The sequence below is a fragment of the Enterobacter sp. S-33 genome, from assembly GCF_028735835.1.
In the GTDB taxonomy this organism is placed as follows: Bacteria; Pseudomonadota; Gammaproteobacteria; order Enterobacterales; family Enterobacteriaceae; genus Enterobacter; species Enterobacter vonholyi.
Window position 1 is genome coordinate 1,405,003 of record NZ_CP117838.1, and the last position, 15,099, is coordinate 1,420,101.

The 15,099-nt window shown below is 56.3% G+C and carries 13 protein-coding genes; 10 read left to right on the forward strand and 3 right to left on the reverse strand.

The window, feature by feature from the left end; genetic code table 11:
• Nucleotides 1-273: 273 nt before the first annotated feature.
• Nucleotides 274-792 (forward strand): outer membrane protein OmpX, encoded by a 519-nt coding sequence (gene ompX, locus PUP35_RS06605; RefSeq protein ID WP_023310884.1) that lies wholly within the window; start codon nucleotides 274-276, stop codon nucleotides 790-792.
• Between the two features lie 95 nt (nucleotides 793-887).
• On the opposite strand, the gene PUP35_RS06610 is transcribed toward ompX, so the two are convergent.
• Nucleotides 888-2,471, reverse strand: coding sequence for a phosphoethanolamine transferase (locus PUP35_RS06610; protein WP_115874560.1), 1,584 nt, complete (start codon nucleotides 2,469-2,471; stop codon nucleotides 888-890).
• A 283-nt stretch (nucleotides 2,472-2,754) separates the two neighbouring features.
• Nucleotides 2,755-2,883, reverse strand: a complete 129-nt coding sequence (mntS, locus tag PUP35_RS06615; protein WP_274242379.1) for a manganase accumulation protein MntS — start codon at nucleotides 2,881-2,883, stop codon at nucleotides 2,755-2,757.
• 183 nt (nucleotides 2,884-3,066) lie between these two features.
• Here mntS and mntR point away from each other — a divergent pair, with 183 nt between their 5' ends.
• The 6 genes from mntR (at nucleotide 3,067) to PUP35_RS06645 (ending at nucleotide 10,081) form a co-directional block, all read left to right on the forward strand.
• A complete protein-coding gene (gene mntR / locus PUP35_RS06620) occupies nucleotides 3,067-3,540 on the forward strand; it encodes a manganese-binding transcriptional regulator MntR (RefSeq protein WP_023310887.1) in 474 nt (157 codons plus the stop codon).
• Nucleotides 3,537-4,646 (forward strand): anion transporter, encoded by a 1,110-nt coding sequence (locus PUP35_RS06625; RefSeq protein ID WP_127730141.1) that lies wholly within the window; start codon nucleotides 3,537-3,539, stop codon nucleotides 4,644-4,646. Before mntR ends, PUP35_RS06625 begins: the two co-directional genes overlap by 4 nt.
• 101 nt (nucleotides 4,647-4,747) lie before the next feature.
• Entirely contained in the window at nucleotides 4,748-5,842 is a 1,095-nt protein-coding gene (locus PUP35_RS06630; RefSeq protein ID WP_047742414.1) for an HlyD family secretion protein, read from the forward strand.
• Nucleotides 5,839-7,410 (forward strand): DHA2 family efflux MFS transporter permease subunit, encoded by a 1,572-nt coding sequence (locus PUP35_RS06635; protein WP_274242385.1) that lies wholly within the window; start codon nucleotides 5,839-5,841, stop codon nucleotides 7,408-7,410. Before PUP35_RS06630 ends, PUP35_RS06635 begins: the two co-directional genes overlap by 4 nt.
• Nucleotides 7,410-8,933 carry an efflux transporter outer membrane subunit gene (locus PUP35_RS06640; RefSeq protein ID WP_274242387.1) on the forward strand — a complete coding sequence of 508 codons (1,524 nt, stop codon included), beginning with the start codon at nucleotides 7,410-7,412 and terminating at the stop codon, nucleotides 8,931-8,933. The genes PUP35_RS06635 and PUP35_RS06640 overlap by 1 nt, the downstream gene beginning before the upstream one ends.
• Nucleotides 8,934-9,040: 107 nt before the next feature.
• Complete coding sequence (locus tag PUP35_RS06645) at nucleotides 9,041-10,081, forward strand: aldo/keto reductase (RefSeq protein WP_274242389.1); 1,041 nt, start codon at nucleotides 9,041-9,043, stop codon at nucleotides 10,079-10,081.
• 113 nt (nucleotides 10,082-10,194) lie between these two features.
• Here the strand turns inward: PUP35_RS06645 and PUP35_RS06650 are convergent, their stop codons facing one another.
• Entirely contained in the window at nucleotides 10,195-11,298 is a 1,104-nt protein-coding gene (locus PUP35_RS06650) for a M14 family metallopeptidase (protein WP_274242391.1), read from the reverse strand.
• Between the two features lie 298 nt (nucleotides 11,299-11,596).
• Here PUP35_RS06650 and PUP35_RS06655 point away from each other — a divergent pair, with 298 nt between their 5' ends.
• From PUP35_RS06655 to PUP35_RS06665, 3 genes are read left to right on the forward strand one after another with little or no spacing between them, the layout of a single operon-like run.
• Complete coding sequence (locus tag PUP35_RS06655; RefSeq protein ID WP_274242393.1) at nucleotides 11,597-12,973, forward strand: glycoside hydrolase family 1 protein; 1,377 nt, start codon at nucleotides 11,597-11,599, stop codon at nucleotides 12,971-12,973.
• A gap of 51 nt (nucleotides 12,974-13,024) precedes the next feature.
• The gene (locus tag PUP35_RS06660; RefSeq protein ID WP_274242395.1) at nucleotides 13,025-14,347 is read left to right on the forward strand and encodes a PTS sugar transporter subunit IIC; all 1,323 of its coding nucleotides are present in this window, start codon (nucleotides 13,025-13,027) and stop codon (nucleotides 14,345-14,347) included.
• A gap of 15 nt (nucleotides 14,348-14,362) precedes the next feature.
• Complete coding sequence (locus PUP35_RS06665) at nucleotides 14,363-15,079, forward strand: GntR family transcriptional regulator (RefSeq protein WP_115874566.1); 717 nt, start codon at nucleotides 14,363-14,365, stop codon at nucleotides 15,077-15,079.
• Nucleotides 15,080-15,099 lie beyond the last annotated feature (20 nt).

Genomic DNA, 15,099 nt, shown 5'->3' on the forward strand with positions numbered 1-15,099 from the left:
AAAAAAAACCACGTGAAATCCGTAAAATGGTTAAGCGCTGGTGGATTTATCGCCTGTCAGATTAGGAATAATCTGGATGAATGTAACGGCGCAGACGCGCACTATGCGCATTTAGTAATGAAAATTGCATGTGATTTGAAAGAGATAGCTTAGGCTGGAAACGTTCTGTTACAGGAAAGGTTTCATTAGACATCACGAATCACAAAGAGTTTCGCAAACTTTTTTGATATATTTAAAACTTACGGACTTACTTGAAGCACATTTGAGGTGGTTATGAAAAAAATTGCATGTCTTTCAGCACTGGCCGCTGTACTGGCTGTTTCCGCAGGTACCGCTGTAGCTGCTACTTCTACTGTTACTGGTGGTTACGCTCAGAGCGACTATCAGGGCGTGATGAACAAAGCTAACGGCTTCAACCTGAAGTATCGCTACGAGCAGGATAACAACCCACTGGGCGTGATCGGTTCTTTCACCTACACCGAGAAAGATCGTTCTGAAAACGGCGCATACAACAAAGGCCAGTACTACGGTATCACCGCTGGTCCAGCTTACCGTCTGAATGACTGGGCGAGCATCTACGGTGTTGTAGGTGTTGGCTACGGTAAATTCCAGCAGACTGAAAACCAGAGCGAAAGCCGCACTGCAAGCAACAGCGACTACGGTTTCTCCTATGGCGCAGGCCTGCAGTTCAACCCAATCCAGGACGTTGCTCTGGACTTCTCCTATGAGCAGAGCCGTATCCGCAACGTTGACGTTGGCACCTGGATCGCGGGCGTAGGTTACCGCTTCTAATCACTTCGGTGATTAAATAAAAAATCCGCCCACTGTGGCGGATTTTTTTTGGCTTTTTTCCTCTCCCCGTGGGCCAGGGTGAGAGCATCGAACCGCTACTTACTCTTAATATCAAAAATATCCGTACCCAGATGGTTGTAGTCAACTTTCTGTAACTTGAAGTTGGTAACGTACACTGGGGGAGCTTTCTTGTTAGAGACAAACGGGTAAGCCGTTTTTATCTGTTCGGCTGTAATCCCCGTCCACTGCGAGAAGAACTGCAGGAAATCATTTGCCGAACGGCGCGCTTTAATAACGCGATGCGTTTTATCATCACTCGACAGCACCATAAACGGCACCTGGAAGTTCTGCTGGAACTTGTCATCGTGCGCCAGATACTGCACCTCTTTACCACGCTCTTTAAACGCCAGCCCGTGATCCGAGAAATAGACCATAGAGAAGCTGTCGCCCGTATTGCGTAGCTGATCGTACAGCTTGCTCAGCAGATCGTCGGTTTGCGTCATGGTGTAGAGGTAGCACGAGGTCTCTTTGGACTGCACGAACTCCGCGTACTTCCCGCCCGTCCGATCGCAGGCCTGCGGATGCGACCCCATCAGGTGCAGGACGATCAGCTGAGGCTGCGTGCGCGGGGTGGCGAAGACCTGTGCCGTCATTTTCAGCAGCGCTTCGTCTTTGGTGTTTTTGTCGGCTTCAAAATCGCCGTTTTTCAGGAACTGCACTTCGTCAGCCCGTTTGGCGATGCTGGCGATGGCCGTATCGTATTCGCCAATTTGCCCCTGATTGGAGAACCACCAGGTCTGATAACCTGCGCGGTTTGCCAGAGTGACAAAATTATCCTGATACTGCGGTTTACCATCTACCACTCGGTTAAGGGTCAGACCGAGCGATTTCTGCGTTGAGCCGCTGGCCGCGACATAATCGGTAAACAGAGTGCCTTTAACCGAACTCGCAAACGGGGTATTGTCCCAGTGGCCGCCAAACGCCCCCATTGCATCGCGACGCGCGCTTTCGCCAATCACCACCACATAGGTGTGATATTTCGGCTTAACGGCCAGCACGTTCCAGGTGTCTTTCATATTGGAAAGCTCAGCCATGCGCGCCTGTTCGTCGAGAACCTCTTTATTATTTACAACAACGTCTTTAACGAAGCGGAAAACCGGATAGCCGATATTGATGAGCCTTAACTTACCGTCCCAGGGAATATTCTGGATGGGGGCGACAAACGCCACGGCAATGCTGAACACCAGACAGAGTATTTCGATCTTACCCCAGGATTTTTTCTCGCCCGACTGACGGCGGATGGCAATAACGCCCAACGCGAAGATAAAAAGCCCGACCACATAGCTGTACCACGGGAAGATCGTCAGGATCTCCGTCGACTCTTCCATATTGGTCGAGTGCAGCGCCAGCAGGGTATTAAAGTTTGGCGAGCCGTAAGCCTGACCGAACGGGAAATAGAGTGCAGCAACCAGCGAACAGATCCCGATTACTGTTTTTTGCACGCGCGGGGCGGCTCGCCACAGTACATGCAGAATGCAGGTGAAGGCTACCGCGTAGAGCAGACTAAAGGGATAACCCAGCGCAAAGTTAATCAGTAATGACTGCAAAAAGTAAAAACCCGTCCACGGGCTTAAGGCCCGGCTGCGGGTAACAACGGTATCTATCAGGGTTACATTCATAGGTCACTATCATGGATGAAAACGCCATGTGCTCACCCTGGCGTCAAGGGTCATAACCTGCCTGACAGTGCGTGGAGAGGGAATGAGGGTCCGCTTCAGCGAGCCGCAAATTGTGCAGGGCTGCAAGAAGATAGTGCGAGCGCTAAAGAATATCAACAGTTGCTAAGCAGATGTTTTGCGAAGGGGATTGCAAATCCGTAAAAAAGATCGGGAATAAGGCGGCTGAAAGCCAGTTTACAGCGAGAATGTGACGGGAAAATGAAGCGGCGTACCGCAACGCCGCTTAGTTGGAAGATTTATCGTCCTGATGCGGCTTGTTGTTAAACATATCGCACAGCATGTTCAGCAGCATTAAGCGCACTTTAAAGGGGGAGTGGGTAAACACGGTCATGCACCTCTTGAATTCATTCATAAGACCTCCTGAGTTTTGATCCCTTCGATCCATGAAGGGTGACTGCATTACATACAGATATAGCACAGGCTATATTGTATAGCTATGGCTATTTCGTTAATTTTTTGTGCTTGCAGAGCTATGGTTTACAATGTGCGCTCTCGAAACCGGGCGCTGGAAGCGTCACCCCACTGAGGAAGTACAATGAACCGTCGCGCAGGTCATCCGACAATGAGGAAAACGACGCAACTGGTGAATGTTGAAGAACATGTCGAAGGTTTTCGCCAGGTCCGTGAAGCGCACCGGCGTGAACTGATTGATGATTATGTTGAACTCATTTCCGATCTGATTCGTGAGGTTGGTGAAGCGCGCCAGGTCGATATGGCCGCCAGGCTGGGGGTTTCACAGCCAACTGTCGCTAAAATGTTAAAACGCCTGGCCTCCGTGGGCTTAATTGAAATGATCCCCTGGCGCGGTGTTTTTCTGACGCCAGAGGGGGAGAAACTCGCGCAGGAGAGCCGCGAGCGCCATCAGCTTGTCGAGAATTTTTTACTGGTGCTGGGCGTCAGCCCGGAGATTGCCCGCCGGGATGCGGAAGGCATGGAACACCACGTCAGCGAAGAGACGCTGGTGAAGTTTCGCGAATTTACCCTTAAATATGGTCCCTCCGCTGAATGAAAATCCCTGGACTGCAGGCCCTGGCACGCGATCGTTTCTTCCATCTCCTATTACTCATTGGCGCAGGGTTAAGCCTCTTTGTGCCGTTTGCGCCGCAGGCCTGGCCCGCCGCGATTGACTGGCGCACCATCATTACCCTGAGCGGCCTGATGATGCTCACCAAAGGGGTCGAGCTGAGCGGCTACTTTGACGTTCTTGGCCGTAAAATGGTTCGCCGCTTTGCCACCGAACGCAGGCTGTCCCTCTTTATGGTGTTTTCTGCCGCGGTGCTGTCGACGTTTCTGACCAACGATGTGGCGCTGTTTATCATCGTGCCCCTCACGCTTACGCTGCGTAAGCTATGCGAGATCCCGGTCAGCCGGCTGATCATCTTTGAAGCGCTCGCCGTCAATGCAGGCTCACTTCTGACGCCAATCGGCAATCCGCAAAATATCCTTCTCTGGGGACGTTCCGGGCTGTCGTTCGCCGCCTTTACCTGGCAGATGGCCCCTCTGGCGCTGGTGATGATGCTGTCGCTGCTGGCGGTATGCTGGTTTGCGTTTCCTGATAAAAAACTGCAGTACCACAGCGGTACAACGGGCCCGCAGTGGCAGCCGCGTTTGGTGTGGAGCTGCCTCGGGTTATACATCGTCTTTCTGTTTGCGCTGGAGCTGAAGTATGAGCTGGCGGGAGTCCTGCTCGTTGCCGCAGGCTTTGTCGTACTGGCGCGTCGCGTTCTGGTAAGCGTGGACTGGACGCTGCTGCTGGTCTTTATGGCGATGTTCATCGACGTGCATCTGCTTATTCAGCTCCCGGTGCTGCAAACCGTCCTGCACAGCGTCAGCAGTCTGCCGCAGGCAGGGCTGTGGCTGACGGCGATTGGCCTGTCGCAGTTTATCAGCAACGTGCCTTCCACCATTCTGCTGCTCAACTACGTTCCGCCGGACACGCTTCTGGCCTGGGCGGTGAACATCGGCGGGTTTGGGCTGCTGCCCGGCTCGCTGGCAAACCTGATTGCCCTGCGCATGGCCAACGATCGTCGTATCTGGTGGCGTTTCCACATCTGGTCGATTCCGATGCTGGTTTGGGCCGCGGCGATCGGTTTCGGAATATTCCTTCTCATATAGTGCGCAATTTGTCAGTTTTTCCTGGCAAACGTATAGCAACGTCCTAGCTTTAGTGAACGGCATAGTGTGATGCCGCTCACTGACAGGACCGTTGCTGAACTATGGCTGAAGATCAAAACCCGCCTGCTGACGAGCAGGACAAAAACAATAATGAGCGTAAGCGCCCGGGCAAGAAACCGTTAATTATCCTCGGCATTGTCGTCGTGGTAATGGTCGTCGTGGCGCTGGTCTGGTGGTTTTTAACCCGTAACGAAGAGACGACCGACGACGCCTTTACCGACGGCGACGTGGTGACGATTGCCCCGAAAACGGCGGGCTACGTCACCGAGCTGCGCGTGCGTGATAACCAGCGCGTGAAAAAGGGCGATCTGCTGGTGGTCATCGATCCGCGAGATACCACCGCGCAGCGCGATCAGGCCCAGGCCCAGCTTGGGCTGGCTATCGCGCAGCTGCACCAGGCCCAGGCGCAGCTGGCGCTTTCAAAAGTCCAGTATCCCGCCCAGCGTGACGAAGCCAAAGCGCAGGTGCTGAAAGCACAGGCCGATCTGGCGAACGCGCAGGCGGAGTACCGTCGCCAGCGCGGCGTCGACCCGCGGGCAACCACCCAGCAAAGCATTGATTCCGCGAACGCTCAGCTGCGTAGCGCCCAGGCAGGGCTGGCCAGCGCCCAGGCGCAGCTGGAAGTGGCAGAGCAGGTACAGCTGCAAATCCGCCAGCAGGAAACCAACGTTGAAGCGCGCGAGCGTCAGGTCGATCAGGCGAAAGCGCAGCTTGAAACGGCCAATCTGAATCTCTCTTACACCGAAGTCCGCGCCCCGTTCGACGGATTTGTCACCAAACGCAACGTGCAGCCCGGCACGCTGGTGCAGGCGGGAACGGCGCTGTTCTCACTGGTTTCGCCGAACGTGTGGGTGGTGGCGAACTTTAAAGAGTCCCAGCTTGAGCGCATGAAGCCGGGCGATAAGGTCACCGTGTCCGTCGACGCGTGGCCGGATATGGAGCTTGAGGGGCACGTAGACAGTATCCAGCAGGGCAGCGGCTCGCGCTTCTCCGCCTTCCCGGCAGAAAATGCCACCGGTAACTTCGTCAAAATTGTGCAGCGCGTGCCGGTCAAAATCGTGATTGATAAAGGCCTCGATCCGAACAAACCGCTGCCGCTGGGGCTGTCGGTTGCACCGAAGGTGACGGTGGAATGACGGATCACAGCCACGACAGCTGGAAGCCCGCCAGCAATCCGTGGGCGGTGGCGATTGTCGTCACCCTGGCGGTGTTTATGGAAATTCTGGACACCACCATCGTCAACGTGGCGCTGCCCCACGTGGCGGGTTCGCTCTCGTCCAGCTATGACGAATCTACCTGGGTGTTAACCAGCTACCTGGTCGCGAACGGCATCGTGTTGCCCATCTCGGCGTTTCTGAGCCGCGTGTTCGGCCGCAAGCAGTTCTTCCTGATCTGCATCGTCATGTTTACCGTCTGCTCGTTTCTGTGCGGGATTGCCACCGAGCTGTGGCAGATCATCCTGTTCCGCGTGATGCAGGGCTTTTTTGGCGGCGGGCTGCAGCCCACGCAGCAGTCGGTGCTGCTCGACTACTTCAAGCCGGAGGACAGGGGCAAAGCGTTTGGGCTCTCATCCATCGCGATTATCGTTGCACCGGTCCTCGGCCCGACGCTGGGCGGCTGGATCACCGACAACTACTCCTGGCGCTGGGTGTTCTTTATCAATATTCCGGTGGGGATTGTCACGGTGCTGGCGATCTACCAGCTGCTGGAAGATCCGCCGTGGGAGAGCAAATCAAAAGAGAAGCTGACTATCGACTGGACGGGGATCGGCCTGATCGCGTTAGGGCTTGGCTGCCTGCAGGTGATGCTTGACCGGGGAGAGGATGAGGACTGGTTCTACTCGAACTTTATCCGTACCTTCGCGGTGTTAACGCTAATCGGCATTATCGGTGCCATTTACTGGCTGGTGTATGCCAAAAAGCCGGTGGTGGATCTGCACTGCATGAAGGACCGCAACTTTGCCATCTCCAGCCTGCTGATGGCGGGGATGGCGATGATTTTGTACGGCAGTTCCGTGGTGATCCCGCAGCTGGCGCAGCAGGACCTGGGCTATACCGCCACCTGGTCCGGGCTGGTGCTGTCGCCCGGGGCGGTGCTGATTGTGCTGACTATTCCGTTGGTGCTGAAGCTGATGCCGGTTGTACAGACGCGCTGGATTATCGCCTTTGGCTTTACCTGTCTGGCGGTGTCGTTCTTCTGGTCGCGCACGCTGACCCCGGATATCGACTTCGAGACGCTGGTACTGTTCCGCAGCGCCCAGTCGCTGGGGCTGGGATTCCTGTTTGTGCCCCTGACCACCATTGCCTTTATTTCGATCCCAAGACGGCTGAATGCCGACGCGGCGGCGCTGTTCACCATGTTCCGCAACGTGGCGGGCTCGGTCGGGATCTCGCTGTCGACGGCGGCCATCACCGAACGGTCTCAGGCGCACAGTGCGCACCTTGCGTACCACGCCTCGCCGTTTAACGAGCAGTTCCAGCTGGCAATACGCGAAAGCGCCCAGGCAATCCAGAACTTCACCACCCAGGTAGGGGACCCCACCGGGATTGCCACCGGACGCATGTACCAGACCATGATTGAGCAGTCGCGCTTTTTGGCCTACATCGACGTCTTTACCATCCTGAGCGCCGTGGCCTTGTTACTGATTCCGTTTTGTTTGTTGCTCTCGCCGGTTAAGAGCGAGGGGAGTGCAGGAGCACATTGATGATACACAGACGTTTACACCCCCTGATGATAATGATGCTGCTGGCAGGCTGCGCCGTTGGGCCGGACTACCAGCAGCCCGCGCCGCCCGCCGTCACGTACTGGAACGATAAGGGCGACAGCGGGGTAAAATCGCAGACGACCTCCGCCGCGACAAACCCGCGCTGGTGGAAAACCTTCGGTTCGCCGCAGTTAGATAGCCTGGTTGAGCGCGCCATCGCCGGGAACCTGACGCTGCAGCAGACGGTGCTGCGCATCGCCGGAGCGCGTGAGCAGATTAACCAGGCGGGCGGGGCGTTTTACCCGTCGGTGAACGGCAATCTGCAGGCGACGCGCCAGCAGCTTGGGCTGGAAGGGGAGCTGAAGTCCCACGGCGTGTACGACCAGCTGGATAATGTCGATCCTGAGCTGCGGGGCGCGTTAGGCCCCCTGACGCAGCCGATCAACCTCTACCAGGGCAGCTTCGACGCCCAGTGGGAAATCGACCTGTGGGGCAAGGTACGCCGGCAGGTGGAAGCCGCCGAAGCGCAGCAGAAAGCCGCTATCGAGCAGCGTAACGACGCGCTGGTGTCGCTGGAGGCGGAAGTGGCGCGCGCGTGGCTCCAGCTGCGTGGGGCGCAGAGCATTATCGCCACGCTGAACACCCAGATTAAAAGCGCGCAGCAGACGCTGGATCTTACCGAAAGCCGCCAGCGCGGCGGACTGTCTCCACAGATGGACGTGGAAAACGCCCGGGCGCAGCTGGGCAACCTCGAAGCGCAACTGCCGCAGTATCAGGCGCAGGAGCGGCAGGCGATGAACGGCCTGGCGATCCTCCTTGGCAAGCCGCCGGGGGCGCTGGATGCCGAACTACAATCCGCGCAGCCGATGCCCGCGCTGCCGGATATCGTGCAGACCGGCATTCCGTCGACGCTTGCGCGACGGCGTCCGGACGTGCGCGAAGCTGAGGCGAACCTCCATGCTGCCACGGCGCAAATTGGCGTCTCGGTGGCGGAGCTGTTCCCGAGCTTTACCCTCTCCGGGCAGTTTGGCCTGCGCAACAGCGAAACCAACTGGCTGACCGACTGGAGCAGCCACTTCTACAGCTTTGGCCCGCAGGTCTCCATTCCCATCTTCCAGGGCGGGCGGCTGGTCTCCAGCGTCAAGGTGGCGCGCGCGCAGCAGGGGGCGGCGGTGCTGGACTATCGTCAGACGGTGCTCACCGCGCTTGGCGATGTCGAAAATGCGCTGGTGAGCTATCGCACCGACCAGCAGCGTGAGGCAGGCCTGGCGAAAACCATTGATGCCCTGCAAAACGCCTTCGATTTAGCCAGCGACAGCTACCGCCAGGGGATCGCCAGCTTTATCGACGTGCTGGACGCCCAGCGTCAGCTGGCGCAGGCCCAGCAGCAGCGCGCGCAGGCGCAGGTGCAAAGCGCCCTCGATCTGGTGGCGCTCTACAAGGCGCTCGGCGGCGGCTGGGAACCGTATCAGCAGGTGCAATTACCGGACTACAGCGTCTTTGGCAACGCCCCGCGCGGATAAATATTCAGAGGATTGGGCAAGAAACGGACAGGAACACCACATTCGCGATGGCTGAGGGGCGGGTATAACTATCGTGTACCCCTTAAACGACATGCGAGGATTATCTTATGCGTTATCAAAAACTGGGCAATACCGGTCTGTTCGTTTCTGAACTGTGCCTCGGCACCATGACGTTCGGCGGTGAAGGCGGCATGTGGGGCAAGATTGGACAGCTCCAGCAAAGCGAAGCAGAACAGCTGGTGGGCCGCGCGCTGGATGCCGGGATCAACTTTATCGATACCGCGGACGTTTACTCGGAAGGGCGTTCGGAGGAGATAACCGGCCAGGCGCTGAAAAACCTGAAAATCCCTCGCGAGAACGTGGTGGTTGCGACCAAAGTGTTCGGCGAAACCGGAACTGCAGGGGTGAACTCGCGCGGCAGCTCGCGCTATCACATCATCAGCAGCGTGAAGGAGAGCCTGCGCCGCCTGCAGCTCGATCATATCGATCTCTATCAGCTGCACGGCTTCGACCCGGCCACGCCGATTGAAGAGACACTGTATGCGCTGGATAACCTGGTGCAGCACGGCCACGTGCGCTATATCGGCGTCTCGAACTGGGCGGCGTGGCAGATTGCCAAAGCGCTGGGTATTTCCGAGCGTCTCGGACTGGCGCGTTTCGCATCCCTCCAGGCGTATTACACCATCGCCGGACGCGATCTTGAGCGCGAGCTGGTGCCGATGATGCAGAGCGAAGGCGTCGGGCTGATGGTCTGGAGCCCGCTGGCAGGCGGCCTGCTGAGCGGAAAATATGGCCGCGACGGGCAGAGCGAAGCCGGTGGTCGCCGTCTGGAGTTCGACTTCCCGCCGGTGAATAAAGACCGCGCCTTCGACTGCGTGGACGTGATGCGCACTATCGCCGAAAGCAAGGGCGTCTCAGTCGCGCAAATTGCGCTGGCCTGGCTGCTGCATCAAAAAGCCGTGACCAGCGTGATTATCGGGGCCAAACGCGTCGAACAGCTGGACGACAATATCGCAGCGACCAGGATCCGCTTAAGCGAAGACGAGCTCAAACAGCTTGATGCGGTGAGCGCGCTGCCGCGGGAATACCCTGGCTGGATGCTGGAGCGTCAGGGGGAATATCGCCGCAATCAGCTAGCGCAACAGTAACCTTTTTCATCAGGTGATTTTAAATTTCTTTGCCCATCGTTACAGCAATCGGCGAAAGCGGCTTATTTCACTGAGCATGCTTTTGCCGATTCAACGATGGGCTCTGGCGGAAATCAGCAACCGTCTTTGCAGGTTGCCGCTGGATTTTGCTCAAGAACTCTTACCAGCAGGGCTCGGGGTTCTCTTACTACATCCGTTCCAACTGACAGTACTTTGCCGTCCCGCTCTGCTGAATACTTCGCGACAACATCACCGAATGCATTTCGCTGCAGGGCGACTTCTTGTCCTGCTTTTACCGTATCGCCGGGCTTAACGAATACTTCCGCAAACCCACCCGTGGTCGCTCGTATTGAACTGATAGCATTACCAATATACGTTTTATTGCTGCTGGCGGTTGCGCCGATTTTTCCTTCAACCACCTTGTAATGGATCAGTACATTGCGGGCACCTTCTACACCCCGGGCAATCATATCCTGCTGGTAAATCCTCGGCTCTCCCGTCTCGGCCGTTATCGCCGGGATACCATTTTGAATAAAGGTAGTTTCCATTGAACCGGCTTCACCGGGATCTTTCTTAATTTGATCTGCCGGAAAAAGTTCTGCAATAGTCCGGGCATCCGCATTGCGGTAGTCGGCATAAATGAACAGCGGATAAGCCGTTCCGGTAGACTGGGTGTGATAGTCAATTGCCAGGTCGACATTTCCCTTGTAAACGTTATTCCACATCATCCATGCCTGACGCTCGGCAGGGTTACCCGTTTCTTTTCCCGGATGCACGCGGTTGTAGTCGATCGTCTCACCCCCATCGGTTGAAACGGACCATGTCCGGGAGACCCTTTCAAGGCCAGAACGGTTTGGACCAATAATGCCAATAACGCTGCCGTTCATTTTTGCAGGGTCCAGTTGTTCCATCACTTTTTGTACGATGCGCACTCCGTTTAGCTCATCTCCATGGACGCCCGCCTGCAGCAGAACTTTCTTCCCGTCCGTTTTCCCTTTTGCCACCATGATGGGTACATACCAGCGCTGTCCCGTTCCTGTCTCAACCCCCTCGAACATGAAGCGATGTTGTCCTGCTGTCAGGTCTGATACATCCAGAGTCGAGATGACCGGCACTCCCTGTACCTTATCACCCGTATACACCGTTGCCGCGTAAGTCATTGAGCATGGCAGCGCTAAGCTGAGAGTGAATGCGATACGGCCAGTAGATATCTTCATGAGCGTCATTTTCCATTTGATAGAGTTAAGATTTTTATTTTCCGGCCTGGGCCGTGGTTCGTGCTCATTAAGTTAATAGTGATTTTATGAGGCCAGCCAGCGGCACGAGCGGGAAATGTGATTTTGCATAGGCTAAGGCACCGGCTTCAATAACAGGGTTTGCGCGATTCATTTCCTGCCCGACGTTTTCTTTCCGACATGTCTCACAAAAAACGATCCTCCGCTTTGATCGACATGCCATCTTCACCTATATGACTAGTCATGAATTTTTAAATGACTAGTCATATAGGGGGAGACCATGAACAATCAGCTGCCGGCAAACTTTTTATGGGGCAACTCGGTATCGAGCATGCAGACGGAAGGTGCCTGGAATGAGGGCGGAAAGGGGATGTCGGTGTACGACATTCGTGAAGCCGGGGAGAATGTCTCCGACTGGAAAGTGGCGACCGACTCCTATCACCGCTACCGGGAGGATTTCGACCTGATGCAGGATCTGGGGATGAACAGCTACCGCTTCCAGATCTCATGGAGCCGCGTCTGCCCGCTGGGTGACGGCCCGTTCAACGACGAAGGCATCGCGTTTTACGACCGCTTTATCGACGATCTCATCGCCCGCGGCATCGAGCCGATGATCTGCCTGTACCACTTCGATATGCCGCTGGCGCTGGCGCAGGAGTACAACGGCTTCAACGACCGCCGCGTGATGGACGCCTTTATCCGCTACGGCAAAAAGATGATTGACTGCTATGGCGATCGCGTAAAGTACTGGCTGACCTTCAACGAGCAGAACATCTTCCATATGCCGGAAGCGTTTCGCATATCCGGCTACATGAAAGGGGAGAAAACCCTGCGCGAGCTGTACGAGCTGCAGCACCACACCATGGTGGCGCACATGTCGCTGACCGAGTACCTGCACCAGACCAAACCGGGCCAGCTGATGGGTGGCATGCTGGCGCACCAGCTGATCTACCCGGCCACCTGCAAACCGCGCGATATTTTCTGCGCCCAGCAGTACGACGAGTTCCTCAACCAGAACCTGCTGCGCGTCTTTGCCGGGCAGGGCTACAGCCCGGCGGTGATGGCGGTGGTGGAGCAGGAGGGCTTTGGCGATATCTACCGCGCTGAAGATTTAGCGCTGCTGGCGCGCACCAAAAACGACTATATGGCCTTCAGCTACTATGCCAGTAAAACGCTGGACAGCGATGCGATCCCGGAAGGCACTCCTGTGAACTATTACCTGCTGCACGGCGAGAAAAACAATCCGTACCTGAAAGCCACCGAGTGGAACTGGCAGATCGACCCGCTCGGTTTTCGCACCATCATTACCCGTTATTACAACGACTGGCGCCTGCCGGTGTTCCCGATCGAAAACGGCATCGGGGTGATTGAGTCCTGGGACGGCGTGAACCCGATTGAGGACACCTACCGCATTGACTACCACCGGGCGCATATCAATGCCATGAAAGAGGCGATGTTCGAAGACGGAGCAGAAGTTCTCGGCTACCTCGGCTGGGGCCTGATCGACATTCTCAGCTCTCAGGGTGATATGCGTAAGCGCTACGGCGTGGTCTATGTCAACCGTGAAAACCACGACCTGAAAGACCTGAAGCGCGTGCCGAAGAAGAGCTACGCGTGGTTAAAACAGGTTATCCATACCAACGGACGCGAGATGTAAGCCGTACGCTGCCGGGCCGTTTTTGTGACTGATTGATGGGAAATATCCGCTATGTCTGAAACAAAAATAACACCGCACATGCAGTCTTTTGTCGATAAATTTGTAGAGTTCTCGGCGCGCCTGGCAAACCAGGTGCACCTTCGCTCCCTGCGCGACGCCTTCGCCACGGTGATGCCCATTTTCATCCTCGCCGGTCTGGCGGTGCTGGTGAACAACGTGGTGTTTCCGTGGATTTTTCACGGCGACACGCTCGCGCAGTGTAAGGTGTGGGGCGAGGCGATTATCAACGGCACGCTGAACATCGCCGCGCTGCTGTTGGCCCCGATGATTGCCTGGTCGCTGGCGCGCAACAAAGATTTCGGCAATCCGGTCTCGGCAGTGGTTATCGCCGTCAGCAGTTTTATCATCATGATGCCGATGCGCTTACAGGTTACGCCCGTTGGCAGCGACGCTGCGGTGAACGTCACGCAGGTGCTGACGTTCGCCAATATCGGCTCAACCGGCATTTTCGCCGGGGTGCTGATTGGGCTGCTCTCAACGGAAGTGTTCATCGCTATTTCGCGCCTGAAGGCGCTGCACATTTCGCTCGGTGAAAACGTGCCTCCAGCGGTGAGCAAATCTTTTACCGCGCTGATCCCGACGATCCTCACGCTCTCCCTGTTCGCGGTGCTGGCGGCGATACTGGCAAACGTGCTGCATACGGACCTGATCCATCTCATTACGACCTTTATCCAGCAGCCGCTGCGGCTGATCAACACTAGCCTGCCGGGGACGATTTTTATCTACAGTTTCGGTAACTTCCTGTTCACGCTCGGTATTCATCAATCTGTCGTTAACAGCGTGGTGCTGGAGCCGTTCCTGCTGATCAACACCAACGAGAACATGCTGGCCTTCGCCAACGGCCAGCCGATCCCGCACATCATCAACAACATCTTCGTGCCGACCTTTGGCATGGTGGGCGGTACGGGCAGCACCATCTCGCTGCTGATTGCCATCTTTATCTTCTCCCGACAAAAGTCGGCGAAGCAGGTGGCGCGTCTGTCGCTGGCGCCGGGCCTGTTTAACATCAACGAACCGGTGATTTTTGGCCTGCCGATTGTGTTTAACCTGCCGCTGATGATCCCGTTTGTACTGCTGCCCGCGATAGGCATTTACGTCGCCTGGCTCTGTACCACGCTGGGGTTAATGTCGCGCTGCGTGGTGATGATCCCGTGGACCACGCCCCCGATTCTCAGCGCCTGGCTGGCGACGGCGGGGGACTGGCGCGCGGTGGTGGTGCAGTTGGCAATCATTGTATTTGGTGTATTCTTCTACCTGCCTTTCCTCAAAATTGCCGAGCGAGTGGCCTTGAAAAACAGCGGGATAGAAAACTAACTGAAAGGAAGGACGATGGCGGCGAAGTACATCACCATAGCGCGGGAAATCAAGAAACGCATTATCAGCCAGCAGTACGCCGCCAATGAACCGCTCCCGGACCAGTTTGCGCTGGCGGCGGAGTTCAGCACCAGCCGGATGACCATTCAGCAGGCGATGCGCCAGCTGATCGTCGAAGGTCTGGTCTATACCCGTCAGGGCCAGGGCACGTTTATCCGCAAAAACTTCCTCCAGCTCTCGCAGTGGGATCTCTCCGGCAGCGACTACTTCGGCGCGACTAAAACCTGGGAACACCTGGGCAAGGTAACCAGCCAGGTGGTGCATTTTGAGCTGCGCTTCCCGAACGAGAAAGAGCAGGCGTCGCTGATGATCAATGCCGATGCGCCGATCTATGACTTCATTCGCCTGCGTTTGCTGAACGGTGAACCTATGTCGCTGGATTCCACGGTGATGCCGATGAATCTGGTGCCGGGCCTGACGAAAAACCATCTTGAAGGTTCAGTGTTCCAGTACGTGCAGGAGACGCTGGGGCTGAAAATTATGGGGTCGTATCGGGTGGTGCGGGCGCTTAAGCCCAGCGCGCTGGACAGGGAGCATCTGGTCTGCGAGGAAACCGATCCGGTTCTGGAGGTGGAGCAGGTCATTTATCTGGAAGATGGCACAGCGCTGGAGTATGCCCACTGTCACTATCGGTACGACCACGGCGGAATTGTGATCGTGAATAACGGGTAAAAAAAAGCGGGCAACGAGGC